A 26,014-nucleotide genomic window follows, 5' to 3' on the forward strand; every position below is an offset into this window, starting at 1 on the left:
ATGAGAAATTCTCATAGTCATTTTTTTATTTAATAATTATATTATTGCTTTTGGGGAATAATTGCTCATATAAAGCATCAAATCCCTCATCAGCTAATACTACTTCAGTATCATCATTTACATAGAATTGATTCATAGTATTCATTATAAGTTCATATTTTTTAAGATTACCTTCTTCAAGTAAAACCTCATAAAGATATGCTAAGTGATTTTGCATATACTCTTGCATCTCTTTAAGTTCTTCATCAGAAATTTTATTTTCCTTATGAATTTTATTTACAGGACCATTCTTAAAAATGAAATATGTTGAAGCTTTTGCTATTCTAGCAATATGTTCTTTAGTCTTATTATCATTCATATTTGTCACCTCTCTATATCTAACGTAATAATTATAAGATAAAATTACCTACATTTCAATTTTTCTTATCTATACAAATAATATAGTTTTATTATCCATTTTATCATTAAATTGTGAAAGAATTTATGTGTTTATTAAATATATTTGACATATTGATGAACAACTTGTATAATCATTTTGTTTGGTATTCTTTTAAGTTTTTAAATACACGTTAAATATTAAATTCACATTCAATAATACGATTCACAAAACTCAAAAATTAAGGAGTGTATTAAAAAATGAAAAAAGAAAAATTTATTCCTAAACTTATATTTTTCTTATTAGGAATGGCAATCATACAATTAGGCGTTGTAATATTTTTATTAAGTGGTGCAGGATCAGATCCTTTCACTGTATTTACTCAAGGGCTTTCAAAAGCTTTAAGTATTTCAACTGGAACAGCTAATATGATAATACTTATTACTTTAGTTATTGGAATTTTCGTTATTGACAGAAAACAACTTAAAGTTGGAACTTTTGTACTTGTATTAGTAATAGGACCTACTATAGATTTTATTATGGGATTATTACAAAAGGCTGGATTAGATACTTCACTTAGTAGTTTTAACTTACCTGTAAAATGTGTGATTGTAGCTTTAAGCTGTATAATAATAGCTATAGGATTCTCATTCTTAGTTAGTACTGAATTAGGAGTTGCACCAAACGATTTAGTTCCTCTTATAATAAGAGATAAAACTAATTTCCAATACCGTTGGATACGTATCGGCTTAGATTTAAGTTTCTTAGTAGTTGGTTACTTATTAGCTGGTGTTGTTGGTGTTGGTACAATAATAGCAGTTCTTTTCACAGGTCCGGCTATCCAATTTTTCATGCCACCATGTGAAAAAATTGTACATAAATTCATAGGAAAAACTGCTGAAAAATAATATAAAAAAACAGTCCATAAGGACTGTTTTTTTATATGTATTTTTTATATCTCTTGATATCTAGCTATAAGTTCTACTAATTCATCACAGAAAGCATCATATTTTTCTGTGGGATGTTTTACTGTAATTGTAATCTCTTCACCAACCTCTACCCTCTTCTGATCTGGTGAAAAAGTAAATGCTAATGTATCATCTCTATTATATATAGGTTTTATAGTAACATGAAAATCTTCTCCTAAAATTTTCTTTCTTAATAATGTCATAATAATCACCTCACAATTTTATTATAACAATAAAAGAAAAACATGCCAATATTGGCATGTTTTATATAGTCTCAAAAAAAGCGTTTATCTTTTCTAATTCTCCATCTGCAAAAGTATAGTTACTTAATTCATCTTTATTTATCCATTTGTATGCAGTTATGTTTGCACCACAAGTAACCTTTTCTTTTAAAGATCCTGTAAACACTCTTAAACTTTCCTCTTCATTAATATTAAAATCATATAATTCCTTTAAATCGAAAACTATAGTTTTTAAATCTTCTTTTATAGCCCTATTTGCACATTTTTCTGGAGTTTCTCTACCCTTTATTTTTCTGTCAAAAAGATACCATAAGTGTTCATCAGCTTTTTTACCTTTTCTTTTTGAAATTAAAATATTATTAAAATCATCCTTTATAAGGATAGAACAAAATTTAATGTTACCCATATAAGTCTCCCCTTTTACACATTTCGCTTTTTATATACATATTATAGCAAATTATTATATATTATTGTGCTATTTTAGTATAAGTTTAAATAAAGTTTTCAATATTATTTAATGATTCTTGTTTTAAATATGTTTTAAATAGTTTTCTAACTTGTTTTTCTAATTTTGACGTACACTTTAACCCTCTAACTAATATGTACATTAAACAAATATATTCTATAATAATTCGTATATATACGTATATTATGATGACTACCCAAAGTATAACCCCCGTATTTTTAAGTATAATTACGAACTTTCATAAGAAAAGCAACCTTTCTTATGAAAGGTTGCTTTTCTTATTATAGAAGTTTTAGATTATTTATATCTAAGTCATAAGTAACATCTTTTCTTTCGACAATAACTTTAATTTTTTCTTTAATTTCATCACAGTCAAGAACTTTTGTTAGAAGTTCTCTTGTTGGATTAATTGCATATGGTATTCCAACACTTTTAAACATAGTAAAATCACCTGAAGTATCTCCATAAGCATAGCTATTTTCTAAATCTATGTTATATTTTTCTTTTAATTCTAAAATAGCTTTTTCTTTACTTTCTGAATCCCACATAGGTATTATATCTCCATTATATGTATTATTATCATCAAGTTTGTATATAGTACCTTTGAAATCATTCATATTATATTTTCCTGACATCTCTTTTACCAGTTCATATGGTGAGCCAGAAATAGCTATTACTATGTGTCCTTGTTCTTTGTGCCATTTAATTCTTTCTCTAGTAAATGTATATACTCTATCGCCTTTTTGTTCTATTACTTTTTTAGCTATGTATTCTATATGATAATTACTTATGCCTTTTATTGCCTCAGTATATATATCAACCATTTTAAGTAAATATTCATCATAATCACCTTGTCTCTTATCCCATTTTATAAAAGCAGGACGTACATCTTTATACCATTTAGTTTCATCAACTAATTCATATTTTATTATTTTTTTAAATACTTCTGTTATTAGTCCTTCTCTGTATATTGTTCCATCAATATCAAAAAATGCTGCTATGTTCTTCTTTTTCATATTTTTCTCTCCTCTTCTGTATGGTTTCCATTTATGTATTATTTAAAAGTATATCATAAATAAATAAATTTTAAAGGGAATATATAAAATATAATTGTACCCATACATTTGATAATATATTAATAATATTTTAATATATAACTATATTTTTTATTCAGGAGGTAAAAAAATGAATATTAATACGGATAATAGATTTCATAAAACAGTCTTTACAGCATTAATGATCGCAATAATATTTATAGCAGCAAGCTTAATAAGAATACCAACCTTTGGAGGCTATGTTCAACTAGGCGATTGCATGGTTCTTTTATCTGCAGCATTATTAGGTAAAAAAAGAGGTGCTATAGCAAGCGGTATTGGTATGGCTCTTGTAGACTTATATGGTGGATATATAATTTGGGCACCATTTACTTTTATAATAAAGGCTTTAATGGCATATATAGCAGGATATCTTTTAGAAGTTAATCATAGAAAGAGTTATTTAAATCCTTTCTTAATTTCAGGAGTTTTTATGGTAGTAGCATATTTCTTCGCTGGAGCAATCATAGCATTACTATTCACAGGAAGTTCTAATACTCTTATAGGTGCTTTAGCTTATTCAGCAAAGGATATAATAGGTAATATAATGCAAGCTGGTGTAGGTATAGTTATAGCATTACCACTTTCAAAAGTATTATATAAACAAGAAAAGAAAGCTTTTAGCTAAAATTTATTAAAATTATTACTTGATAATAAAAACGTACAAACAACTTACACTGTGTTTGCACGTTTTTATTATTTTAAGTATTAATCCATTATTAATTTAACAGGACAGTGATCTGATCCTAATACCTCTGTATCTATAAAAGCATCTTTTATTCTTGACTCTAAACTATTTGAAACTAAGAAATAATCAATTCTCCATCCAGCATTATTCTTTCTCGCATTAAATCTATATGACCACCAGGAATAAATTCCCTCTACCTCTGGATTGAAGTAACGGAAAGTATCTATAAATCCACTTGATAATAAAGTAGAGAATTTATCTCTTTCTTCATCTGTAAAACCAGCATTCTTTCTATTTGACTTAGGATTTTTTAAATCTATCTCTTTATGAGCAACATTTAAATCACCACATACAACTACACCTTTTTTAGAAGAAAGTTCTAAAAGATAGTTTTTAAAATCATCTTCCCATTGCATTCTATAATCTAATCTAGCAAGTGCTGTTTGAGAGTTTGGAGTATATACAGTTACCATAAAGAAGTCCTCAAACTCTAAAGTTATAACTCTCCCTTCTTTATCATGATGTTCCATATTTATACCATAATAAACATTTAGGGGTTCTTTCTTTGTAAATATAGCAGTACCTGAATATCCTTTTTTCTCAGCATAATTCCAATACTGGTGATATCCCTCTAAATCTAACTCTATTTGTCCTTCTTGTAACTTAGTTTCTTGTAAACAAAATATATCAGCATCTTCAGATTTAAAATAATCTAAAAATCCTTTTTTAACACAAGCTCTTAAGCCGTTAACATTCCATGATATTAATTTCATATTAAAAATTCCTCCTGTATCATTCTTGAAACTTTCTTCCAAGATAATATTATATATTTTCATGTCTATTATTCTATTGTAATAAAATATTCAAAATAAATCATCTCTTAATTCAAAATAATAATAATTATTTCTTAGTAATTATAATTTAAATCCCTTTAAATATCAACTAATAAGTAGAAAGATTACATTTATTATTTAGATCTTAATAAACTAAAAAAAGCCATCTCCAATTCGCTAAAATTAGTAATAGGAGATAGCTATGTTAATTATTATTTAGTTTTCTTTATATCTACATCTCTTCTATTTATACTTATTTGTAAAGTATCCTCAATTTGTTTTAACATAGGTAGGTTCTTTGGATCTATAAACATACATGTATATCCTTCATCTCCAGCTCTACCTGTTCTTCCTATTCTATGAACATAACTTTCTACAGTTTCTGGTATATCATAGTTATATATATGAGTTACACCTGTTATATCTATTCCCCTTGAGGCAACATCTGTAGCAATAAGATATTGAATAGTACATTTTCTAAATTGCTTCATAATTTTTTCTCTCTTTGCTTGAGAAACATCACTATGTATCTTTTCACATGCTATTCCTCTTTTACTAAAACCTGCTTCAAGCTCATCAGCTCTTCTTTTTGTTCTACAGAATATTATAGCCATAAAAGGATTATCCTCTTCTAATACTGTACAAAGAGCATCCTGTTTCCACCTATCTGTTGTTTCAACTACCTCTTGTCTTATTTTATCAACAACTAGAGTTTCTTCTTCAACTTTTACCATTATAGGATCATTCATGTATCTATAAGCAAGTTTTTTAACTGCTGAATCCATAGTTGCAGAAAAACAAAGTGTTTGAGCTTTCTTTGGAACATGCTTCATGATTTCTGTAATTTCATTTCTAAATCCCATAAGAAGCATTTGATCAGCTTCATCAATTATAACAGTATTAATCTTACTTAAATCTATAGTTTTTCTTTCTATATGATCAAGCAATCTTCCAGGAGTTGCTATTACCATATGTATAGATTGTCTTAATTTATTAACCTGTGATGATACATCCTTTCCACCATATGCGGCTAAAACTTTTATGTATGTTGCTTTAGTTAAATTTTTCGCCTCATCAGTTATCTGAATAGCAAGTTCTCTTGTAGGTGATATAACAAGTACTTGAGTATCTTTGCTATTCTCATCAATATTTTGTACTGTAGGTAATAAAAATGCTAAAGTTTTTCCTGTTCCTGTTTTTGCCTCACCTATTAAATCAGCTCCATTTAATATATGCGGTATGCTATCTTCTTGTATTTTAGTTGGAGTTTTAATTCCACTTTTTAATAGTCTTTTTGTTAATCTTTCATTTATTCCAAGTTCTAAAAAATTCAATGCTCTTATCCTTTTCCTTTCAAATTTCTTCTTTAATAAATTTAATATATGTTTATTAAAAAAACATATTAATACTCTAAAATTATATTAACATAAAAAATAGAGCATGGTTCCAGTTAAAGATCCATGCTCTATGCTACAGCACCATTAAGTACCAACTGCTAAATAAGAATATCATAGTAATTTTAATAAGTCAAATAAATATAGATATAAGGAAAGGTTTTTTATGAAATTTAATGCTAGAGTTGTAAATCAAATGATTGAAAAAAATTCAGAATTATTATTAAGTTCCTAAATAATAATTCTAACAAAGGCTCAAAAATGGAATATGAGAAGAGGTTTTAAAGAATGTGGTTTTATATCTTCAATAAATAAAAACGGAGCTATGGAAGCATTCTTTAGAAAACACTTATAAATTATCTTAGGTATATGAAGTCATTAACTTAATTATTTTATAATTAAAACCTCAGTAATAATTACTGAGGTTTTGTATTTTAAAGTTATTCTATATAATTTACAAAAGCTACTCCATTATAATTATCAATTGATTTAAAACCAACCTTTTTATAAAACTCGACTGAAGCTTCTTTATCATCACTTATCAATACTTTTTGTCTAACATTTTTATATTCATCTAATACAGAATTAATTAATCCTCTCCCAATACCATTTCCTTGATATTCAGGAAGTACAATTATATCTTGTATATATATTATAGTTAAACCATCACCAACAACTCTAATAAGACCTACTAACTTTTCACCATGCCAAGCTGAAGTTATTTTTAGTGAATTTTTAAATGCTCTTTCTAATTTATTTAAATCTTCAGTATAATTAATCCAGCCTGCACTTTCATATAATAAAGCTATACTTTTTATATCATTAATTGAATCTTTTTTTAAAATTACTTTTTCTAAATCCATAAAACCTCTTTAATTAAAAATAATATTATTTTTCAGCTATAAACAATAAATGGTTACTATATCCTAGAAACTCTGGTTTTTCCGAACAATGATAATGATAATTTAACCATAGATTATAGTCCTCTTCATCCATATTATTTATTTTATCTGCTAAAAGCTCACTTAATCCATCTGCAGCAATTTCAGAAATAATTTCAACCCCAGAGTCATTTAGTAGTTTTCTACACTGATCTACACTGTGAAATACAAAAGGATAATCAACTAACTTAAATGTTTCATGATCATAAGCATCTCCTTTTAAAAAGTTTGGATTATAACACATAGTTTCTGTAGTTATTACCATATCATTAGATATAAAGGCAAAAAACATTTTTCCATTATCTTTACAAACTCTTTTTACCTCTTCTATAGATTTCATTCTATCTTCAATCTTACTTAAATGATATAGAGGACCAAAACATAGTACAATATCATAACTATTTTCTTCAATATTAGATATGTTTAATGCATTACCTTGAAAAACGCTTAAATTCATGTCCTTCTCACATTTTTCTTTGATTTCTTTAACATGTTTTTCAACTAATTCAATAGCTGTTACTTGAAAACCTTTTTTAGCAAAATATAGACTATATTCTCCAGTACCAGCCCCTAAATCAAGAATCTTCATTCCTGGTTTAAGAAACTTTTCAATGTTTCTTACTGTTGTCAAAAACTCAACCTGATTAGCCTTTGATGAAAGCCTAGTACTTTCATTAAATATATCATATAAGGCGGACACTCTTTCTTCTTCACTTTCAAATTTTAAAATCTCTTCTTCCCTCATAAATTTCTCCCCTTTAGTTAATATAATTTTATAAAATCTAAAAATAAGTAAATCATTAATATAGACAAGTTAAATTATCGCTTGTTTATATTTCATACATTACTATCATTACTTCTTTAAAACAACAATTATATTTAATATGAAAATAATAAGAATAAACTATTTAATATTATTCAATGCAAACCTTAAATATCTCAGCTATATTATGAGTTTCATCCCAAACTCCTTTCACTTCAAAGTAATATTCTCCCTTTTCTTTAGGTAATATAAAAGAATATTCCTTCTTTGAATCTCCATTTAAATATTCATAATCTGTATAAGGGGTAGTAGACAGTTCTTGGATAGTTACAGAATTAGGTTCTTTAGAAAACTTTATTTGGAGTGTTTCTCCGCCTTCTGCATATATTGGCTTATTTAAATTCTCTAAAGGCTCTGCAAAAGTACTGTTTCCACCTAACTCTTTATTAAACCAATTAAATTCTCCATTGATTGTAGAAACTTTTTCATTATCATAAGTTATTTTAAGATTAGGTTTATCAAATGGAAAATCATCTGTGGGAACCATAGCCAATATAATAATTGCAATTATAAAAAGAGTTAAACCTATAATCTTATTCCTATGTTTTGATAAAGTAGTTATCATTTAATCTCCTCCCTATCAAACTGGAACTTATTGTATATTTAAAATTATAAGTTAATTTTTTACACATTCCAATTATAATACAATATTTTAACAAATTAGTAAAATATAAAAACTCCAGTACAATATGTACTGAAGTTTTTATTTGATATATAAATTCATTTAAAGTTTTTATACTATTTTATGTTTCTGCTACCTGGTTTAATGTAAGGTGTACCTTCTTTACATAGTGGGCAGTTTTCTGCCTCAAAGCTTTCTATATCAAGTTTTATTGAACTATACATTGGGAAGTCTGTTACATTTCCTGGAGTTCTATCTACTATACAAACTACTGCTACAACTTCTCCGCCTTGTTCTTCAATTACTTTTGCAGCTTCTTTAAAACTCTTACCTGTAGTTACAACATCCTCTGTTATTACTACTTTTTGTCCCTTTTCTATAGTGAATCCTCTTCTAAGAGTCATTTCTCCATCTACTCTCTCAGTGAAGATTGCTGGCTTACCTAATTGTCTTCCTAATTCGTAAGCTACTATAACGCCTCCCATAGCTGGTCCTACAACTAAGTCAAAGTCGATGTCCTTTAATTGATCTGCAACAACTTTTAATACTTTTTCAGCTTTATCTGGATGTTTTAATAATTGAGCACATTGGCAGTATCTATTAGAGTGTCTTCCTGATGATAGTAAGAAATGTCCTTCTAATAAAGCTCCAACCTCTTTTAATGTATCTATAACCATAACGTCTGTATTTTTCATATTTAACTCCTCCAAAACTTTTCTTTTTATTTGTTCCTTTAATTAATTTTATTTACTTTACCTAAGATTGTGTACAACTATCTTTTAATAAAACTTACAAATAGTATGAAGAGGATATTTAGATAAGCTTTAGAATTTAAGTTATTATGTAGAAAATATTACGTTAAAAAGCTAAGATTGTTCGACGCGAAGCTAGTTTCGAAGCTTTAGTAATATTTTTGGAATAATAACTATAAATTCTTAGCGAAATCTAATAATTCTCGGAATATATTTGTAAGTTTTATTGTTAGGTTTCAATACAATCTTACTACTTTATGCAACCTACTATTTCTTTAATGTTCTTTAAGCCTTCTCTTCTACAGAAACCTTCTAAACCTTTTATTATTTCTACACCTGCTTTAGGATTTACAAAGTTTATTGTTCCTATCTGTATAGCAGAAGCTCCTGCCATCATAAATTCTATTGCATCCTCTGCTGTTGAAATTCCACCTAGTCCTATTACTGGAATATCTACAGTTTTAGCAACTTCATGAACCATTCTAAGTGCTACTGGTTTTATAGCTGGACCTGAAAGTCCTGCATACACATTATTGAATACTGGCTTTCTATTTTTTATATCTATTGCCATTCCTTTTAATGTATTTATTAGTGATATTGAATCCGCTCCAGCCTCTGCACATCTATATGCCATGTCGCATATATTTTCAGCATTTGGTGATAATTTTACCATTAGAGGCTTATCACAAATTTTTCTTACCTTAGAAACTACTTCATAAGCTACATCTGATTGTATTCCGAAGGCCATTCCCCCAGATTTTACATTAGGACAAGAGATGTTTAACTCTATCATGTCTACTTTTTCTTTATTTAAAAGTGAAACTGCTCTTTCATAATCTTCTATAGTAGCTCCACCTACATTTGCTATTATGTTTGTATCTAGTTCTAACATTTTAGGAAGTTCTACTTCTATAAATTTTTCTATTCCTGGATTTTGAAGTCCTACTGAATTCATGATCCCTTGAGGTGTTTCATATATTCTTATTCCTTCATTACCTTCTCTACCATTAAGAGTTAGTCCTTTTGAACTTATTCCCCCTAGTTCTCCCACATCATAGAAGTTATTGTATTCAGCTCCAAAACCAAAAGTACCTGATGCTGCTATAACAGGGTTTTTAAAATCTACTCCATTTATAACTGTCTTTAACATACTTAACCCCTCCTAAATTATAATTCAACTTCTAAGCCATTGAATACTGGACCATCTTTACAAGTTCTTTTATTTCCTGATTTTGTTTTACATGTACATACTAAGCAAGCTCCTACTCCACAAGCCATGTGCTTTTCCATAGAAACATACACATTAACACCAGCCTCTTTGCACATTTCAACAACCCTCTTCATCATAATCTCTGGTCCACAGCATAGTACTGTATCATACTTTTGAAGAGGAAGAATTTCTGTTACAAAACCTTTGTGTCCATGTTTACCTGTATTTGTTGAAATTTTAGTTTTTCCTACATATTCTCCTATTTCATCTACTAGGTATATATCATCTCTAAAGCCACCATAGAAATCCATTTTTATTTCTGGATTATTCTTTCTAAGCATTTTCGCAAGTTCTAACATTGGTGCAGTTCCTATACCACCACTTACTAAAGCAACTCTTCCATAATCCTTAGTTACATCGAAGCCATTTCCTAAAGGACCTATTATTTCTATTTCATCTCCAGGAATCATTTTTTTCATTTCATTTGTTCCAGCTCCAATAGTAGCATACACGAAACGTACATCATTTTCATTTACCTCACAAACACTTATTGGTCTTCCTAAGAAAGTGTTTGGAGTTTTTATCATATAGAATTGTCCTGCATTTACTTTAGCTTCATGCCCTACTATTAATGAGTATATTCCCTCTACTAATTCAATATTTTCTTTTACTTTGCCTTTGAAATATTCCATAGCCATAATCTGTCCTCCCAAGTTCTCTCTATTTTAAAATTGCTTCTCTTATGCTATCTCTCATTGAAATCGCTTCTTTTCTAGCACACTCTGCAAAGTTTTTACTATCTTCCATAGCTTTGTATGCTAATAAGATCTTTCTTGAAGAGTTTACAATTCCACCATTTCCATTATTAAGGTAAGCTGCTACATCTTCTGCAGTTCCACCTTGTGCACCATATCCAGGTATTAAGAATGGCATTGTATCTAATTCAGCTCTCATTTCTTTTGCCTCTTCTTGGTGAGTACATCCTACAACTCCACCTATTGAGCTATAACCATGTTTTCCTAAGTAGTTTTTACCTAAAGTATTTAACTTTTCTCCAACTACATCGTAAACTTTCTTTCCATTTCCAGCCTCCAGATACTCTATATCTTCAGCTCCTTTGTTTGAAGTTCTTACTAGTACAAAAACTCCTTTTTCATTTTTCTCTATATAAGGTAAGTATGGATCTATACTATCCATTCCCATGTATGGGTTTAAAGTTATGAAGTCACTTTCAAAATCACCTTCGAAGTGAGCTTTTGCATACATTTTCGCTGTTGCTGCTATGTCTCCTCTTTTTATATCAGCTATGATTAAAGCATCTTTTTCTCTTAAGTAGCTTAATGTATTTTTGTAAGCTTCTAATCCCTTAAGACCAAGAGCTTCATAGTAAGCTATTTGAACTTTGAAGCATGCAGATACATCTAGTGTTGCATCTATAATTTCCTTATTGAAAGCGAATAACATATCAGCTTCATTTGAAAACTTACTTTTGAATTCTTCTGGTATATAGTCTAAGCTAGTGTCTAATCCAACACAAACCAATCCATTTTTTTCTACCTTTTCAAACAATTTATCAGCTATCATATATACCTCCTAAAACTCACCTTTATAAACTATTTTTCCGTCTTTTATTGTTAATACCACATCTCCGTAAAATTCCATTCCATTAAATGGCGTATTTTTACTTCTAGATACTATATCTTCTTCTTTTAATATTCTTTTCTTGTTTAGATCTACTAAAACTAAATCTCCTGCAAAACCTGGTTGAAGTTTTCCCTTATTTATATTTAATAACTTAGCAGCATTTCCACTCATTAATTGGCTTAGCTTATTTAAGTTAATATGATTTTCTTTAACTAACTTCGTATAGCAGATTGAGAAAGCTTGTTCAATTCCAATCATGCCAGGTGCTCCTTTTTCCTTATCTTCTTTTGAGTGCGGAGCATGGTCTGTTCCTATACAGTCAACATAATTCATTTTTATTGCTTTTATTATGAAGTTAACATCCTCTTCTTCTCTTATAGGAGGATTAACTCTGTAATTATTAACCTTGTTATTTAAAGCTATATGGTGAGGAGTTACTTCACAAGTTACTTTAACTCCATCATTTTTTCCATCTATTATATACTTTATAGCTTCCTTAGTACTGACATGAGACATGTGTAACTTACAACCTACAAACTTTGCTAAGGCAATGTCTCTCCAAGTCATCATATTCTCAGCTAGACGCATGTCCACTTTTGAAAATTCTGGGCTTTCTGCATGAGACATTACTACCCAGTTATTTTCCATAGCTACCTTCATAGCTTCCATCATAATCTTAGAGTCAGATACGCCTTTACCATCATCAGTTATTGCCTTAACATTAGGATCTCCTTTGAATTCATTTAGATGATTTATTTCCTCACCTGATAAATCCTTAGTTATAGAAACTGTTTGGTATAAATCTGCTAGTCCAACATCCTTACCTTTGTTAACTACATAATCTAAAATTTCCTTTGAGCTACAAACTGGCTTAGTGTTTGGCATTAGAGTTACAGTTGTATACCCTCCTCTTACTGCCGCCTTAGAGCCACTTTCTATATCCTCTTTATATTCAAATCCTGGATCTCTAAAGTGTGCATGAGTATCTATGAATGCTGGCATAAGTACTAAGCCCTTACCATCTATTGTTTCACACTCTTTATTTAATTCAGTTCCTAATTCTTTTATTAATCCTTTTTCTATATATATATCACCAAAAAAGTTGTTACTTTCATCTATTAAATTTACATTTTTAATTAGCAAATCCATCTTAATTATTTCCTCCTCAAATTAAAACTTTGGAAAAGTGTTTTCTGCGTGGCAGTAATCACAATGATATGTATCGTTCTTTTCATCTATCAAAGTAAAACTTTGAGGAACATATTTTTCTACTTGAGTTATGCATTTTGTATTTTTACATTTATGATTTTGTACTTCTTTATTCTTCATCTTATTACGCCTCCCCTAAAAGTTTCGCCATTAATGCCATTCTTACATACATTCCGCATTTAGCTTGTTTGAAGTATAATGCCCTTGAATCTTCATCTACTTCATAAGCTATTTCATTTACTCTTGGAAGAGGGTGAAGAACCATCATATCTTCTTTGGCACTCTTCATTTTTGCTTCATCTAATACATATACATCTTTTAATCTTTCATACTCGCTTTGATCTACAAATCTTTCTCTTTGTATTCTTGTCATGTATAAAATATCAGCTTCTTTAAGGCCTTCCTCTAAACTAGTTATTTCTTTATACTCTATATTATTTTTTTCTAAGATTTGCTCTCTAATATAATTTGGGATTCTAAGTTCTATTGGAGATATTAAGATGAACTTGTTGTTCTTATATCTTGAAAGTGCTTTTATAAGAGAATGCACTGTTCTACCGAATTTTAAGTCTCCACATAATGCAATTGTATTTCCTTCTAGATTTCCTCTGTATTCTTTTATTGTAAGAAGGTCTGTTAATGTTTGAGTCGGATGCTGATGACCTCCATCTCCTGCATTTATAACTGGGATATCTGAATACATTGAAGCAACTTTTGCCGCACCTTCTAAAGGATGTCTCATTGCTATAAGATCTGCATAGCAATTTATTGTTTTAATAGTATCCCTTAGTGATTCTCCTTTAGCAACTGATGAAGAGTTTGGTTCTGAGAAACCTATAACTTGTCCACCAAGTCTAAGCATTGCTGATTCAAAAGATAATCTTGTTCTAGTGCTTGGCTCATAAAAAAGCGTTGCTAGGATTTTACCTTTGCATATGTCTTGATATTCTTTTGGATTTGCCATTATTTGATGTGCTAATTTGAAAATTTCATCAAATTCCTCTACTGTGAAATCTGATGGGTCTAATAAATGTTTGTTTTTTAACATAAAAATTCACTCCTTTTTAACCTCTCTGTGTTAATTTAAAGAAGAAAAGCTATATAATTTTACTCAAAAAAAAGTCTTCCTATGATAAGGAAGACTTTTCGCGTATAAAATAAATCTCGCAAGATTATAATTCAACTATATAACTTCCTTATTGACCTCTCTGGATCAAATTTAAAGGTTATTCATTAATCAGCCTCACTGGACTGCTTTCATTGTGCTTATGATATCATATTAAAATTTTTATGTCAATAAACTTTTAGCATTTATTTCTATTAAAATTTTTAACGTAAAAAAAAATAACTATTTATACATTTAATTATACTGTAACCTAAATAAAGTAGAAAAAAGTAAATTAATTAGCTATAATAATTGAAATAAGTATTCTTTTCATATATTGATTAACGACTTAGTCTCAAGCTTTGTTTTAAAGACTAATATGAATAATTTGCAATCTATTTAGTAAATGAAGAATATACTTGGAAGGAGATAATTATGGAAACTATAATAACTGTGTTAATAGTAGCCTTATGTGTTTATATAATATTAAAGGTAGCTGCTAAGGCATTAAAAGTAATTGCATTTTGTGTTATTGTATTGATTGTATGTATTTACCTAGGAATACTTCCTGCCGACATAATTCCAAACTTTGGAATAACAATCACTTAGTAAGTTTATACCTCTTCTTATTTAACCTTTAATTGCTCTAGTAACAATATAAGTGTCTATATACTCAATACTCATAAAAAATTAAACCCTCATAAATCGAGGGTTTAATGTTAATTTTAATGCCAATTGTTCATGATTGCATCCCACATCATTTTACCAGATTTTGCCAAAGTAACAGTTCCATATACAGAATTAGGAATTCCGCTAGACATAACTGTACAAGCAAAATTTCCTTTTTGAGTATGAATTAATTCAGTGTCATTTTCTACACCTTTTTTATCTCCAGTTTTACTTGATATATCAAACTTAAGATTATCTGGTATATATAAAGCTAGTTTGTTTTTAATCTGTTGTCGTGTAAGTATATCTATAAGCATCTGAGAGTTCTCTGTACTTAAGAAAGATCCTTCGCTAAGTTTTCTCCAAGCTAGAGTTAAATCATAAGCTGTTGTATAATTTTCTATATCTGATTTGAAATTTCTTTCATCAGCGGTCTTTCTATTAAGCTCAGTATTTTTCATTCCTAACTCTTTGATGATTTCGTTTATTTTATTCATGCCAACTAAATCAATTATTTTATTAGCTGCTGTATTATCACTTTGTATAAGCATTGCTACCAAAAGTTCAAATACAGTATATTCTCTTTCTCCAAACTCGTGTATTATTCCAGTTCCATAGACTTTGTCTGAACTTTCTATTTTAACTTTATCTAAAAAGTCTATTTTACCATCTTCTACTTGTTTTATAAGAGCTATAGCTATAGGTAATTTCATACAACCTGCTGAAACCATTTTAACGTTTTCATTGTAACCATAAGTATAACCACTCTTTAAATCCTCAAAGAAAAAGCTATACGAACCGATTCTGCTCTCTAAATATTTTTGAACTTCTTTCATAAATACCCACCAGCTTTCTTTTAATGTTGCTTTTAATGTTGCCTTGTTTAAAGTGTACCATATTTTCAGAAAATTTTGAAGTATTAATTGTAAATTTTTTCTTGTTAACGTTTAAACATTTATTTTAATCCCTTTAAAGTATTAGCAATTTTAATCATTAATATAAGTAAAATTTTACTAAATAGAAAATAAAACACTCATCATATAGATGAGTGTTTTTATACTCTTAATCAGCAAAACTAATTCCTATACTTTTTGCTGCTTTTACCATTTCTCCTTCTGGATCTACATCCTTAGTATATCCAATTACATTTTCTAAACTTTCAAAAGATATGTTATTTCCTTTTAATGCAACCATATTCCCGAATAAATTACTATTGATAAGTTCAACAGCTTTAACACCATATCTAGTAGAAAGTATTCTATCATAAGTAGAAGTGTTTCCCCCTCTTTGGATATGTCCAAGAACAGTACTTCTTATCTCATGATTTTTTATTAATCCTTCTAAATCATTAGCTAGTTTATTAGCAATCCCACCTAATCTTATTGGATCTGGACTATCATCAACTATTTTAGAAACAACTATTTCTCCATCTTTAGGTTTTGCTCCTTCTGCAACCACAATAATTGTAAATTGTTTTCCGGCTTCTTCTCTTTCTCTTACTTTTTCAACTATCTTATTTATATCATAAGGTATTTCAGGTAGTAATATTACATCTGCTGAACCAGCTATACCTGATTCTAAAGCAATCCAACCAGCATTTCTTCCCATAACTTCTAAAAGCATTATTCTATGATGTGACTCAGCTGTAGTATGAAGTCTATCTAAAGCTTCTGTAGCTATTTCTGTTGCAGTATTAAATCCAAAAGTTACATCTGTAGCTAATAAATCATTGTCTATTGTTTTAGGAACTCCTATAACATTTACTCCTTTTCTTGAGAAGTCTCTTGCTGAAGTTAATGTTCCATCTCCTCCAATAACAACTAAAGCATCAACGCCTTCTTTCTTTAAATTAGCAACACCTATATCAGAAACATCTCTTTTTACTATCTCACCATTTTCATCTTCAACTTGATAATCAAATAGGTTGTCCTTATTTGAACTATGAAGAATTGTTCCTCCTCTATGAAGTATTCCAGAAACAGAATCAAGATCTAATTTGATAAAGTCATTATTATAAAGACCTCTATATCCAAATTTATAACCTATAACTTCATATCCATACTGTAAAATTGCAGTCCTAGTTACAGCTCTTATTACTGCGTTTAATCCAGGACAATCTCCTCCGCCTGTTAGTATAGCGATTTTTTTAATTGGTTGCATCATATAAAATCCTCCTCTAAACAATCTTATATCATAGTTTGTAAGTTTTTTACAATTACCCTTTAAGTAAATGATATCATATAAACGTTTTTATGAAAAGCAAAATTATTTTAAAAATTAAGAAAAATCAAGTTTTTTTACTTAAATATTAGTAAAACTATTATTAGTTGTAAAAAAATAAAAAAAGACAAGGATCTTAATTCCTTGTCTTTTATAATTAACTAATTACACCAGTAAATATTAATATAGCTAATAAAATACCTGCAAATACTCTGTATATAGCAAAGATTCTCATTGGCTTTTTCTTTAAGTAGTTTATAAACTTGTTTATAACAACTAATGAAACTATAAATGCAACTATAAATCCTAATATTAATGCAATCCAGTTTGTTGCATTCATTTGAGAATAATCAAACTTAAATAAATCTAATCCTGATGCTCCAATCATAGCTGGTATTGCTAAGAAGAATGTGAATTCAGTAGCAATTGTCGTATTTAATCCAGAAATCCAACCTCCCATGATTGTTGAGGCACTTCTTGACATTCCAGGCCATAAAGAAAGACATTGGAAACATCCAACTAGTAATGATTGTTTATATGATATTTTATCAATATCTTTTACAACTTTACTTCTCTTAGCTCTTCTTCTAAAGTTATTTTCTACAACTATAAGTAGGATACCACCTACTATGAATCCTATAGCCACAGTTTTAGTTGAAAATAAATATTTTTTTATTTCATCATGGAATAAAAGTCCTAAAATAGCTGCTGGTATTGTTCCTATAATAACATTTATACCAAATCTAAATCCAGTTTCTGATTTAGCAAGTTTACTTTCATACAGTCTTTTATCTCCTGAAGTTTTAGATAATATAAATGCAAATATGTAGCTAAAAAATTCAACTACTGAATCACTTATCTTTCTCCAGTATAAAACTACAACTGCTAGTATGGCACCTAACTGAATAACAACTTCATACATTTCAGGGAATCCACCTGATTGTGTATTAAAATGAATAAGGTCACCAACTAAAATCATATGTCCTGTTGAGGAAACAGGAACAAACTCTGTAAGACCTTCAACAACTGCGATTATTAAGGCCTTAAATATGAATAAAAAATCAATTCCCATAACTACACTCACTTTCTAATAATTAAGTTTTACTTTTCTATTATAATTTCATTAGTTAAATTTGTCCACTTTTACATATATATAAATAAAAGAGCATATCTAAAACCAATTATCTCAATAATAAGTAGCAATTTTTATTAATTCAGAATTTAATATTCCAAATAAATTATTCATAACCATTGATTATTTTTAAATCAGTTTCGATATACTCTTTTCTAATTATATATACTTAATTTTATAATTATTATATAAATAATACTCTCATGAAGAGGCACTATCTTAAAAATTTCAAATTAAATAAATACTATATTAAGCTTTTACTATTGAAAGAATTTCTTCTTCAACAGCGCCTTTTTTAGGAACATAACTCTTTAATAATGATATATTTCCTTTTAAAGCATATTTTCCTAATGATGCAGGTATGAATATACTATCACCTTTTTTAATTGATAATTCACCTTCTTCTGAAGTTACTATACCTTCTCCTTCAACACATGTAAATATAAAGAATCTTTCTTTATCACTTTCTTCTTCACATACTCCATGTATATCATATTTTTCTAATGAGAAGTATTCACATAATGAAAGATAAGTTTTGTCATATTGATCATATGATACTTTTAATCCTTTAGCCTTATCCCCTGTTAATGAGAAATCAATACAGTCTAAAGCTTTTTCAACATGGATTTCTCTTCCTCTGTTATAATCGTATACTCTATAAGTTGTATCACTATTTTGTTGAATTTCAGCTATTATAACTCCTTCACAGATAGCATGAACTAATCCACTTCTTACAAAGAAAGTATCACCTTTTTTTACTGGCACTTTATTTAAGTATTGATCAAATTCACCAGTTTCTATAGCTTTAACGAATTGCTCTTTTGTACAATCTTTTGTTCCTACAATTAGGTTAGCTCCTTCAAAAGCTTCAACAACGTACCAAATTTCAGTTTTTCCAAGTTCTCCTTCAACTCTCATTCCATATTCATCATTTGGATGAACTTGTACTGATAATTTATCCTTTGCATTTATTAATTTTACAAGTAGAGGAAATTTCTCTTTTGATATTTCAGTTCCTACTAAATCGCTTCCTAATTTATCTATTAATTGGTCTAATCTTAAACCTTTATATTCACCATTTTCAACTATACTCATTCCATTTGGATGGCAAGCAACATCCCAAGTTTCTCCTATCATTCCCTCTGGCATATTATCTCTAAAAAGTTCAAAATCTCTTCCACCCCAAACTTTATCATAGTATAAATTTTCAAATCTTATTGGATACATTAGTATTCCCCCTAGTCTAGTTTATTTATAATCATTTGTATAATTAATTCAATTTAATTATATCTTTCCTATATATAATACAATATTTCAATTCATATTTCATTGTAAAATTTCTAGTAAGTATAGAATAAATTCATTTAATTACTTACTAGTATAAAATTCCTTCCTTTTATTCAGGAATTAATATATTGGTAAATTAAACACTTTGTGCTATACTATAATAGTTTAAGAAGATTGACTAAAAAGTAATTGTAAGGTGGTGTTTAAAATAGCTATTAAATCTTATATAAGCATAATCTTATCTAAAATGACACAATTTATTTCAAAGAAAGTTTTTAAAGGTGGAACTAACTTTCCAGGTAAAGTAGCTTTAAAAATTGACAGAAACATTTTAAAGGTAGTTTCTCAAAATTATAAAGTTATTTTAGTTACTGGAACTAATGGAAAGACTACTACTACTTCAATGATATATAATGTCCTTAAAGGTAATGGATTAGATGTTATAACTAATGCTACTGGAGCAAATTTATATCCAGGAATAGTTAGTACATTTGTAGCTAATTACAAATTCTCTTCAAATAAAGAGAGATATGCAGTAATAGAGGTTGATGAAGCTAACTTAAAATTCATAACTGAGTACATAACTCCAGAAATAATAACTGTAACTAATCTTTTTAGAGATCAGTTAGATAGATATGGAGAAGTTTATACTACTTTAAACAAAATATTAGAAGGAGTTGTTAAAGTACCAAGTACTACTCTTCTTTTAAATGGAGATGAATCTTTATTAGGAAGACTTGATGTTAAAAATCCTAAAGTTTACTACGGATTCGAAGTTTCTCCAAACAACAATAAGAATATAGAGATTAATGCAGATGCTAAGTTCTGTAAATTCTGTAAACAACCTTATTCTTATGACTTTATAACATATAATCATCTTGGAAGTTACTACTGTCCTAACTGTGGATTCAAGAGAGAAGATTTAAAATATAAAGTAGAAGAAATAGTAGAACTTACACCAGAAAGTTCTAAAGTTGTTATAAATGGTGGATTATTTACAATAACTCAACCAGGTACTTATAATATATATAATGCATTATGTGCTTATTCTGTTGCAAAAGAATTACATATTAGTGATGAAGTTATTCAAAAATCATTCTCTAACCAAAGTTCATCTTTTGGTAGACAAGAAACTATTAAAATAGGAGATAAAGAAGCAAGAATTATCTTAGTTAAAAATCCAGCTGGATATAATCAAGCTTTAGATACTCTACTTTTAAACTCTGAAAGCTTTGCTGCAGCATTCTTATTAAATGATAATTATGCAGATGGTAAAGATGTGTCTTGGATTTGGGATGTTGATTTTGAAAAATTAAATTCTATGGATTTAAATGAAATATTCATCTCTGGAATAAGAGCTTATGATATGGCTGTAAGATTAAAAATAGCTAATCTACCAGTTGAAAAGTTTGTAATCAAAGAAGATTTTGACGGCTTAACAGATGCAATCAAAAATTCTAAAGAAAATAAGATTTATATTCTTGCAACTTATACTGCTATGATTAACTATAGAAAATACTTACATGCTAAAGGTTATATTGAAAAGCTTTGGTAATTTAAAGGAGAGATTCACATGGAATTAAATATATGTCACTTATATCCAGACTTATTAAATGTTTATGGAGATGTAGGAAATATTTTAATATTAAAACATAGAGCTGAATTACGTGGAATCAAAGTAAATGTAATAAATGTTTCTATTGGTGATAATTTTGATAAAGATAATTACGATATAGTATTTTTCGGTGGCGGTCAAGATTTTGAGCAATCAATTGTATCAGATGATTTATTAACTTTAAAGAAAGATGTCTTAAAAGAATATGTTGAAGAAGGAAAAGTTCTTTTAGCAATCTGTGGTGGATATCAACTTTTAGGAAATTATTATACAGCTCCTACTGGAGAAAAAATTGATGGTTTAGGAATCTTAGATATATATACTGAAGGTGGAGATACTAGATTCATAGGTAATACAGTTATTCATAATGAAGAGTTCGATGAAACTTATGTTGGTTTCGAAAATCACTCTGGTAGAACATTTATTGGAGACTTACAGCCTCTTGGAAAATGTGTTCACGGTTATGGAAACAATGGTGAAAGTGGTTATGAAGGATGTATTTATAAAAATACTTTCTGTACTTATTTCCACGGTTCACTTTTATCTAAGAATCCAGAACTTGCAGATAGAATTTTAACATTAGCTCTTAGTAGTAAGTATGATAATATTTCATTATCACCTTTAGATGATACTTTCGAAATTAAGGCTAAGAATGTTATGATAGATAGATTAAACAACGAAAATAAGTAAATTTTTAAAAACAGAGAGTTTTCTCTGTTTTTTCTTTATTTTTGGATTTTCCTTTTTTTGTTTTTTATCTTTTCTTTTTGTATTTTAATACTCATTTACGAGTATATTATTTAAGAGTAATATTCGTATTAAACTTGCAAAAATGGAGTTATAAACTTAAATTAGTATAATGAATAAAGTATTCTTTTATAAATAATTTTGATCAATATTATGAGGATGTATTTGACTTAATTCACTCTGTGAAAGGAATTGTAAGGGATTAAATTATGATATTTCCACTTATTCTTTATTTAAATATACATACTATATAAATGAAGAATATTTTAAGGTGGTGTTTTTTTTATGAGATATAATGCAAGAGATAATTTTAGACTTGCTATTGACGAGCTTTGTTCTTGTCAGAATCATTTAAATAATGCATATATGAGTATAACTAATAAAGAAAGTAAAACAGAAGTACATGCAGCCTTAAAAGCAATTGCTAGCACATTAGAGCATGCTCAAGATAATTATAATAACTATAAAGATTAATTTTTAAGAGGTGTTAATTATGGAAAACTTAGAAGAGAATGTAGAAAAAGAACTTATATTTGCTGTAAAAAATGCTCTTCATGCTCAAGAATACATAAATTTTGCTTTAAATACAGTTGATAAGACTGATAATAAACAACTCATTCAAAACACATTAAATCATGTAAATAAATCTTTAGATATGACAAAAACATCACTATATGGTTTTAAAGAATAAAATAAGGCTTAAAAAAGCCTTATTTTATTCTTACTAAATATTTTCTTTCAAAAAACTTAGGATTATAGGACATCTTTGATTTTCTTAAACCTAAAATCCCCAAATCATCTTCTCTATTAACATATTTTAAGTTAGAAGATGAATTTTTCAATAGACTATTGCTTATAAAAGCATAAGCTCCATTAAACTCTTTTAAACATTTCTCAACATGGACTATATATATATAATCATTAAATATTTCCCCTATAGATATGCCAATTAATTCTTCTCCGGCATAAAGCTCTATTAATTCAAGATTCAACTCTTCTAAAAAATTTATTAAATCTTTTGTTCCTTCTATCTCAGCTAAAAACTCCTCATCCATTTCCTCATTTTCTAAACACCATTTATCTAAAAACTTATAGCATTTAAGCTTTTCACTTTCCTCTAGAGATTTCTTAAATATAATTGTTTTATAATTATAGCTTTTGACAAATTGATTATACTTATTTTTCTTCTTTCTAAATTTTTTTCCTTTTAGAGCGATAAACTCATTATAATCGTATAGATAATCAAAGTTATTTATTTCTTCTTGAACTGTAAGCTCACTTCTATAAAGCCTTTGTAACCTAAAAAGAAATGATTCACTTACATCTCCAAATAGCCATTTCCCCTTTTCTATTTTTCTTGTGGAATCTAAATCTTCAATAAGATTTCTTAATTTCATATCGCTTATTTCTCCTAAAGGTTCCATGAAAAAATTGCCTTCATTTTTATCATATTTTTTAATAACAAAAATATCATTTAATATATCATATTCTATATTATTAAAATTTCTCCACATAAAAAGAGTTGTAAAAGAGTATTCACAGCTTAAAAACCTATTTTTCTCTATATATTTATTATAAAGATTCTTATCTTTTAAAGTAAGTTTTTTAAACATAATATCATTCAACCTTATCTTTATTAAATATAATATGAAATTTTCCTCAAACTTGTATATTATTTCTAAATTCTGTATTATAATTAAAAGTGATTGAGATAAAACCAAATAAACATTCAAAAATTTAATAAATATTAAAACTACCTAAATAAAGCAAATTATGTAAATTCTCCATATTTTATTTATATTTATTTGTTAATCTATATGTACATATTTTTATAATATTAATTAATTATAGTTGAGGTAATAAAAGTGAGAAGTAAGAGAACAGAAAAATTCAATTCCAAAAGGATAGCACTAAAGATTTCAATAGTACTAATAGCTTTATTTTTAGTTTTAGTTTCAGTAATTTTATTTAAAACCTATTCTAGTAAAGATATTACTTACGAACGAATTTATGTTGAAAACATAAATATGTCAAACTTAACTAAGGAAGACTTAAAAGAAAAAGTAACTGAGCACTACTCTAATTTATTAGATAATTTTAAAATAACCTTTAATTATAAAGATATGTTCAATGAGACTTTCTCAGCAAAAGATTTAGGATTCTTCTTTGATGTTAATGATATATCAGATGAGGTTTTATCTTTTGGAAAGGAAGGCAATATTTTAAATAATACCTTTCAAAGATTAAACTTAAAATATAATCCAAAGCACTTTAAGTTTAAACCTCAATCTAATTCTGAGGAATTAAGTGAAAAACTTTCTGAAATAAGTAATAAAATTGATAAAGAAAAGGTTGAACCAACTATTTCATTTTCAGGTGATACTTTAACAGCAACTAAAGAAGAGATTGGGTATAAGCTTGACTTAGACAAGCTTACCTCTGATATAATAAGTGATTTGGATACCAATAGTCACTATAGTCAAAACTGTACCATTGAAATACCGGTAGAAGAAATTAAACCTGAATTAACACAAGAAACAGTTAATAATATGGTTATTTTAGGTTCATATTCTACTCCTCTACCAAGTTTAAGTGGAGGTCGTACTGAAAATATACGTACCTATTTAAGTAAGCTTAATAATACAGTATTAATGCCTGGAGATATTTTCTCTGCTGATAAAGAAGGAGAAGATAGAACTGAAAGCAATGGTTACACTTATGCACCTGGTTATATAGGTAATAAGGTAGTTGATATTTTAGCTGGTGGAATATGCCAAGGTGTTACAACGCTTTATAATTCAGTCTTATATGCTGACTTAAAAATTGTTGAAAGATCTCCTCATAGTCTTCCAGTAACTTATGCTCCTATAGGCAGAGATGCAACTATGGCAAAAGATGTTGTTGATTTTAAATTCCAAAATAATACGAATAATCCTGTTATCGTTCAAACTTATATAACATCATCTGGTCAAGTAAAAGCTAATATTTGGGGTATAGATGAAGATCCTGAAAAAGAAATAGTAATAGCTGTTGATCAACATGGTCCTAAGTCATCAACAACTTATAAGGAAACTTACGAAAATGGAGTTTTAGTAAAAAAAGAAGTGTTATCTAAAGACAAATACAATTAAAAATAAAGGAAGTCTATTAATGACTTCCTTTATTTTTTTATTTATTCTCTTTTCTTAATTTTTGAAGTAATTCATTATATTTTTTATGTTTCATATTAGGGAAAGCTTTTAAAAGTCTTCTTTGAAGAATATTATTCTTTCTTAAAGCTCTTGCTCTATTTAACATATCTTCTTTTAAGCTAGTTTTATGTTTAAATTTCTTCATGGTAAGTTCTAGTTCTGTCTCTGTCTTATCTATAAATGATACTCCAAGCTCTTCAAATTCCTTAGACAATCCATGTAAATTGTGTAATTTCGAATTTAATTTAAGCATAGTATGAACTGTTATTACAAAGTCTACAGCAATAGTAGCTGTAAGAACTATTGTCACAACAAAAACTAACTTTTCTGGGAATTTACCAACAAAATCAACTATTATAGGATTTATAACTTCAACTAAAACCACTGATAATATACCAAATAGAGTTGAATTCAATAAACATACTCTACCGTGTATATTAAATCTATGCTTTGAATAATCCCACCATTTTGTATGAAATATTGCTTCTAATACAAAGGAAGTTATATATTCCAAAATTGACGTTATTATAACTCCTAAAATAAATACTACTATTACATTATTCTTATAATCATCTAAAAATGTTAAAACAAAAAAAGCTCCAAAGCCATATATAGGACATAGAGGACCGTTTAAGAAGCCTCTATTAGTAAATTTGTGATCTATTATAGAACAATATATAACTTCACATACCCATCCTAAAAAGCTATATATTATTATATATAGGATATTGTATATAACTCTTTCCATTTAATCGTAAAAAAGAGTACTTACCTCTTTTTTACCTT

The 26,014-nt window shown here is 28.0% G+C and carries 30 protein-coding genes; 8 read left to right on the forward strand and 22 right to left on the reverse strand.

Annotated features, from left to right (window positions below):
• Nucleotides 1-25 precede the first annotated feature (25 nt).
• Nucleotides 26-358, reverse strand: a complete 333-nt coding sequence (locus AC2A4K_RS08705; RefSeq protein ID WP_322503333.1) for a hypothetical protein — start codon at nt 356-358, stop codon at nt 26-28.
• A gap of 278 nt (nt 359-636) precedes the next feature.
• Between AC2A4K_RS08705 and AC2A4K_RS08710 the strand changes: the two genes are divergently transcribed.
• A complete protein-coding gene (locus AC2A4K_RS08710; protein WP_322503332.1) occupies nt 637-1,284 on the forward strand; it encodes a YczE/YyaS/YitT family protein in 648 nt (215 codons plus the stop codon).
• Nucleotides 1,285-1,328: 44 nt separating this feature from the next.
• Here AC2A4K_RS08710 and AC2A4K_RS08715 read toward each other — a convergent pair whose 3' ends face one another.
• From AC2A4K_RS08715 to AC2A4K_RS08725, 3 genes are all read right to left on the reverse strand, one after another.
• Nucleotides 1,329-1,547: a hypothetical protein gene (locus AC2A4K_RS08715; RefSeq protein ID WP_322503331.1), complete on the reverse strand. Its 219-nt coding sequence runs from the start codon at nt 1,545-1,547 to the stop codon at nt 1,329-1,331.
• A gap of 61 nt (nt 1,548-1,608) precedes the next feature.
• The gene (locus tag AC2A4K_RS08720; RefSeq protein ID WP_322503330.1) at nt 1,609-1,992 is read right to left on the reverse strand and encodes an NUDIX domain-containing protein; all 384 of its coding nucleotides are present in this window, start codon (nt 1,990-1,992) and stop codon (nt 1,609-1,611) included.
• Nucleotides 1,993-2,333: 341 nt separating this feature from the next.
• Nucleotides 2,334-3,068 carry an HAD-IB family hydrolase gene (locus AC2A4K_RS08725; RefSeq protein ID WP_322503329.1) on the reverse strand — a complete coding sequence of 245 codons (735 nt, stop codon included), beginning with the start codon at nt 3,066-3,068 and terminating at the stop codon, nt 2,334-2,336.
• A 169-nt stretch (nt 3,069-3,237) separates the two neighbouring features.
• Between AC2A4K_RS08725 and AC2A4K_RS08730 the strand changes: the two genes are divergently transcribed.
• The gene (locus AC2A4K_RS08730) at nt 3,238-3,774 is read left to right on the forward strand and encodes an ECF transporter S component (RefSeq protein ID WP_322503328.1); all 537 of its coding nucleotides are present in this window, start codon (nt 3,238-3,240) and stop codon (nt 3,772-3,774) included.
• Nucleotides 3,775-3,854: 80 nt separating this feature from the next.
• Here AC2A4K_RS08730 and AC2A4K_RS08735 read toward each other — a convergent pair whose 3' ends face one another.
• The 12 genes from AC2A4K_RS08735 to pyrB all read right to left on the reverse strand — a co-directional run bounded on the left by AC2A4K_RS08735 (nt 3,855) and on the right by pyrB (nt 14,310).
• Nucleotides 3,855-4,607 (reverse strand): exodeoxyribonuclease III, encoded by a 753-nt coding sequence (locus tag AC2A4K_RS08735; RefSeq protein WP_322503327.1) that lies wholly within the window; start codon nt 4,605-4,607, stop codon nt 3,855-3,857.
• A gap of 272 nt (nt 4,608-4,879) precedes the next feature.
• Nucleotides 4,880-6,001, reverse strand: a complete 1,122-nt coding sequence (locus AC2A4K_RS08740; RefSeq protein ID WP_322503326.1) for a DEAD/DEAH box helicase — start codon at nt 5,999-6,001, stop codon at nt 4,880-4,882.
• Between the two features lie 500 nt (nt 6,002-6,501).
• Nucleotides 6,502-6,924 carry a GNAT family N-acetyltransferase gene (locus AC2A4K_RS08745; protein WP_322503325.1) on the reverse strand — a complete coding sequence of 141 codons (423 nt, stop codon included), beginning with the start codon at nt 6,922-6,924 and terminating at the stop codon, nt 6,502-6,504.
• 25 nt (nt 6,925-6,949) lie between these two features.
• On the reverse strand, nt 6,950-7,747 hold the full coding sequence (locus AC2A4K_RS08750) for a class I SAM-dependent methyltransferase (RefSeq protein WP_322503324.1): 798 nt from the start codon (nt 7,745-7,747) through the stop codon (nt 6,950-6,952).
• Between the two features lie 169 nt (nt 7,748-7,916).
• Entirely contained in the window at nt 7,917-8,390 is a 474-nt protein-coding gene (locus AC2A4K_RS08755; RefSeq protein ID WP_322503323.1) for a glutaminase, read from the reverse strand.
• A 173-nt stretch (nt 8,391-8,563) separates the two neighbouring features.
• Nucleotides 8,564-9,142, reverse strand: a complete 579-nt coding sequence (gene pyrE, locus AC2A4K_RS08760; protein WP_322503322.1) for an orotate phosphoribosyltransferase — start codon at nt 9,140-9,142, stop codon at nt 8,564-8,566.
• A gap of 307 nt (nt 9,143-9,449) precedes the next feature.
• A complete protein-coding gene (locus AC2A4K_RS08765; protein WP_322503321.1) occupies nt 9,450-10,349 on the reverse strand; it encodes a dihydroorotate dehydrogenase in 900 nt (299 codons plus the stop codon).
• Between the two features lie 17 nt (nt 10,350-10,366).
• Complete coding sequence (locus AC2A4K_RS08770; protein ID WP_322503320.1) at nt 10,367-11,107, reverse strand: dihydroorotate dehydrogenase electron transfer subunit; 741 nt, start codon at nt 11,105-11,107, stop codon at nt 10,367-10,369.
• 22 nt (nt 11,108-11,129) lie between these two features.
• Nucleotides 11,130-11,993, reverse strand: coding sequence for an orotidine-5'-phosphate decarboxylase (gene pyrF / locus AC2A4K_RS08775; RefSeq protein ID WP_322503319.1), 864 nt, complete (start codon nt 11,991-11,993; stop codon nt 11,130-11,132).
• Between the two features lie 9 nt (nt 11,994-12,002).
• Complete coding sequence (locus AC2A4K_RS08780) at nt 12,003-13,202, reverse strand: dihydroorotase (RefSeq protein ID WP_322503318.1); 1,200 nt, start codon at nt 13,200-13,202, stop codon at nt 12,003-12,005.
• Nucleotides 13,203-13,223: 21 nt separating this feature from the next.
• The gene (locus tag AC2A4K_RS08785; RefSeq protein ID WP_322503317.1) at nt 13,224-13,382 is read right to left on the reverse strand and encodes an aspartate carbamoyltransferase; all 159 of its coding nucleotides are present in this window, start codon (nt 13,380-13,382) and stop codon (nt 13,224-13,226) included.
• A gap of 4 nt (nt 13,383-13,386) precedes the next feature.
• Nucleotides 13,387-14,310, reverse strand: coding sequence for an aspartate carbamoyltransferase (gene pyrB, locus AC2A4K_RS08790; protein WP_322503316.1), 924 nt, complete (start codon nt 14,308-14,310; stop codon nt 13,387-13,389).
• Between the two features lie 492 nt (nt 14,311-14,802).
• On the opposite strand from pyrB, the gene AC2A4K_RS08795 reads away from it, so the two are divergent.
• Nucleotides 14,803-14,976, forward strand: coding sequence for a hypothetical protein (locus AC2A4K_RS08795; RefSeq protein WP_322503315.1), 174 nt, complete (start codon nt 14,803-14,805; stop codon nt 14,974-14,976).
• A 116-nt stretch (nt 14,977-15,092) separates the two neighbouring features.
• Here AC2A4K_RS08795 and AC2A4K_RS08800 read toward each other — a convergent pair whose 3' ends face one another.
• The 4 genes from AC2A4K_RS08800 to manA form a co-directional block, all read right to left on the reverse strand.
• Nucleotides 15,093-15,872, reverse strand: a complete 780-nt coding sequence (locus tag AC2A4K_RS08800; RefSeq protein ID WP_322503314.1) for a serine hydrolase — start codon at nt 15,870-15,872, stop codon at nt 15,093-15,095.
• Nucleotides 15,873-16,098: 226 nt separating this feature from the next.
• Nucleotides 16,099-17,199, reverse strand: coding sequence for a 6-phosphofructokinase (locus AC2A4K_RS08805; RefSeq protein WP_322503313.1), 1,101 nt, complete (start codon nt 17,197-17,199; stop codon nt 16,099-16,101).
• Nucleotides 17,200-17,413: 214 nt separating this feature from the next.
• Nucleotides 17,414-18,328 carry an undecaprenyl-diphosphate phosphatase gene (locus AC2A4K_RS08810; RefSeq protein ID WP_322503312.1) on the reverse strand — a complete coding sequence of 305 codons (915 nt, stop codon included), beginning with the start codon at nt 18,326-18,328 and terminating at the stop codon, nt 17,414-17,416.
• A 309-nt stretch (nt 18,329-18,637) separates the two neighbouring features.
• A complete protein-coding gene (manA, locus tag AC2A4K_RS08815) occupies nt 18,638-19,615 on the reverse strand; it encodes a mannose-6-phosphate isomerase, class I (protein ID WP_322503311.1) in 978 nt (325 codons plus the stop codon).
• 259 nt (nt 19,616-19,874) lie between these two features.
• On the opposite strand from manA, the gene AC2A4K_RS08820 reads away from it, so the two are divergent.
• The 4 genes from AC2A4K_RS08820 (at nt 19,875) to AC2A4K_RS08835 (ending at nt 22,728) form a co-directional block, all read left to right on the forward strand.
• Entirely contained in the window at nt 19,875-21,230 is a 1,356-nt protein-coding gene (locus AC2A4K_RS08820; RefSeq protein WP_322503823.1) for a Mur ligase family protein, read from the forward strand.
• 18 nt (nt 21,231-21,248) lie between these two features.
• Nucleotides 21,249-21,980, forward strand: coding sequence for a type 1 glutamine amidotransferase (locus tag AC2A4K_RS08825; RefSeq protein WP_322503310.1), 732 nt, complete (start codon nt 21,249-21,251; stop codon nt 21,978-21,980).
• Nucleotides 21,981-22,322: 342 nt separating this feature from the next.
• Nucleotides 22,323-22,511 (forward strand): hypothetical protein, encoded by a 189-nt coding sequence (locus tag AC2A4K_RS08830; protein ID WP_322503309.1) that lies wholly within the window; start codon nt 22,323-22,325, stop codon nt 22,509-22,511.
• Nucleotides 22,512-22,530: 19 nt separating this feature from the next.
• Nucleotides 22,531-22,728, forward strand: coding sequence for a hypothetical protein (locus tag AC2A4K_RS08835; RefSeq protein ID WP_322503308.1), 198 nt, complete (start codon nt 22,531-22,533; stop codon nt 22,726-22,728).
• A gap of 19 nt (nt 22,729-22,747) precedes the next feature.
• On the opposite strand, the gene AC2A4K_RS08840 is transcribed toward AC2A4K_RS08835, so the two are convergent.
• Nucleotides 22,748-23,650, reverse strand: coding sequence for a DUF2156 domain-containing protein (locus AC2A4K_RS08840; protein WP_322503307.1), 903 nt, complete (start codon nt 23,648-23,650; stop codon nt 22,748-22,750).
• Between the two features lie 252 nt (nt 23,651-23,902).
• Here AC2A4K_RS08840 and AC2A4K_RS08845 point away from each other — a divergent pair, with 252 nt between their 5' ends.
• Nucleotides 23,903-25,168, forward strand: a complete 1,266-nt coding sequence (locus AC2A4K_RS08845; protein ID WP_322503306.1) for a VanW family protein — start codon at nt 23,903-23,905, stop codon at nt 25,166-25,168.
• Between the two features lie 37 nt (nt 25,169-25,205).
• Here AC2A4K_RS08845 and AC2A4K_RS08850 read toward each other — a convergent pair whose 3' ends face one another.
• Complete coding sequence (locus AC2A4K_RS08850; RefSeq protein ID WP_322503305.1) at nt 25,206-25,976, reverse strand: putative ABC transporter permease; 771 nt, start codon at nt 25,974-25,976, stop codon at nt 25,206-25,208.
• Between the last annotated feature and the right edge of the window lie 38 nt (nt 25,977-26,014).

It is taken from the genome of Clostridium sp. LIBA-8841, from assembly GCF_057782475.1.

Excerpts from the sequence above, each read along its gene's own strand:
- AC2A4K_RS08705 (WP_322503333.1), bottom strand. The coding sequence starts at position 358 with ATGAATGATAATAAGACTAAAGAACATATTGCTAGAATAGCAAAAGCT.
- AC2A4K_RS08710 (WP_322503332.1), top strand. The coding sequence starts at position 637 with ATGAAAAAAGAAAAATTTATTCCTAAACTTATATTTTTCTTATTAGGA.
- AC2A4K_RS08715 (WP_322503331.1), bottom strand. The coding sequence starts at position 1,547 with ATGACATTATTAAGAAAGAAAATTTTAGGAGAAGATTTTCATGTTACT.
- AC2A4K_RS08720 (WP_322503330.1), bottom strand. The coding sequence starts at position 1,992 with ATGGGTAACATTAAATTTTGTTCTATCCTTATAAAGGATGATTTTAAT.
- AC2A4K_RS08725 (WP_322503329.1), bottom strand. The coding sequence starts at position 3,068 with ATGAAAAAGAAGAACATAGCAGCATTTTTTGATATTGATGGAACAATA.
- AC2A4K_RS08730 (WP_322503328.1), top strand. The coding sequence starts at position 3,238 with ATGAATATTAATACGGATAATAGATTTCATAAAACAGTCTTTACAGCA.
- AC2A4K_RS08735 (WP_322503327.1), bottom strand. The coding sequence starts at position 4,607 with ATGAAATTAATATCATGGAATGTTAACGGCTTAAGAGCTTGTGTTAAA.
- AC2A4K_RS08745 (WP_322503325.1), bottom strand. The coding sequence starts at position 6,924 with ATGGATTTAGAAAAAGTAATTTTAAAAAAAGATTCAATTAATGATATA.
- AC2A4K_RS08750 (WP_322503324.1), bottom strand. The coding sequence starts at position 7,747 with ATGAGGGAAGAAGAGATTTTAAAATTTGAAAGTGAAGAAGAAAGAGTG.
- AC2A4K_RS08755 (WP_322503323.1), bottom strand. The coding sequence starts at position 8,390 with ATGATAACTACTTTATCAAAACATAGGAATAAGATTATAGGTTTAACT.
- pyrE (WP_322503322.1), bottom strand. The coding sequence starts at position 9,142 with ATGAAAAATACAGACGTTATGGTTATAGATACATTAAAAGAGGTTGGA.
- AC2A4K_RS08765 (WP_322503321.1), bottom strand. The coding sequence starts at position 10,349 with ATGTTAAAGACAGTTATAAATGGAGTAGATTTTAAAAACCCTGTTATA.
- AC2A4K_RS08770 (WP_322503320.1), bottom strand. The coding sequence starts at position 11,107 with ATGGCTATGGAATATTTCAAAGGCAAAGTAAAAGAAAATATTGAATTA.
- pyrF (WP_322503319.1), bottom strand. The coding sequence starts at position 11,993 with ATGATAGCTGATAAATTGTTTGAAAAGGTAGAAAAAAATGGATTGGTT.
- AC2A4K_RS08780 (WP_322503318.1), bottom strand. The coding sequence starts at position 13,202 with ATGGATTTGCTAATTAAAAATGTAAATTTAATAGATGAAAGTAACAAC.
- AC2A4K_RS08785 (WP_322503317.1), bottom strand. The coding sequence starts at position 13,382 with ATGAAGAATAAAGAAGTACAAAATCATAAATGTAAAAATACAAAATGC.
- pyrB (WP_322503316.1), bottom strand. The coding sequence starts at position 14,310 with ATGTTAAAAAACAAACATTTATTAGACCCATCAGATTTCACAGTAGAG.
- AC2A4K_RS08795 (WP_322503315.1), top strand. The coding sequence starts at position 14,803 with ATGGAAACTATAATAACTGTGTTAATAGTAGCCTTATGTGTTTATATA.
- AC2A4K_RS08800 (WP_322503314.1), bottom strand. The coding sequence starts at position 15,872 with ATGAAAGAAGTTCAAAAATATTTAGAGAGCAGAATCGGTTCGTATAGC.
- AC2A4K_RS08805 (WP_322503313.1), bottom strand. The coding sequence starts at position 17,199 with ATGATGCAACCAATTAAAAAAATCGCTATACTAACAGGCGGAGGAGAT.
- AC2A4K_RS08810 (WP_322503312.1), bottom strand. The coding sequence starts at position 18,328 with ATGGGAATTGATTTTTTATTCATATTTAAGGCCTTAATAATCGCAGTT.
- manA (WP_322503311.1), bottom strand. The coding sequence starts at position 19,615 with ATGTATCCAATAAGATTTGAAAATTTATACTATGATAAAGTTTGGGGT.
- AC2A4K_RS08825 (WP_322503310.1), top strand. The coding sequence starts at position 21,249 with ATGGAATTAAATATATGTCACTTATATCCAGACTTATTAAATGTTTAT.
- AC2A4K_RS08830 (WP_322503309.1), top strand. The coding sequence starts at position 22,323 with ATGAGATATAATGCAAGAGATAATTTTAGACTTGCTATTGACGAGCTT.
- AC2A4K_RS08835 (WP_322503308.1), top strand. The coding sequence starts at position 22,531 with ATGGAAAACTTAGAAGAGAATGTAGAAAAAGAACTTATATTTGCTGTA.
- AC2A4K_RS08840 (WP_322503307.1), bottom strand. The coding sequence starts at position 23,650 with ATGTTTAAAAAACTTACTTTAAAAGATAAGAATCTTTATAATAAATAT.
- AC2A4K_RS08850 (WP_322503305.1), bottom strand. The coding sequence starts at position 25,976 with ATGGAAAGAGTTATATACAATATCCTATATATAATAATATATAGCTTT.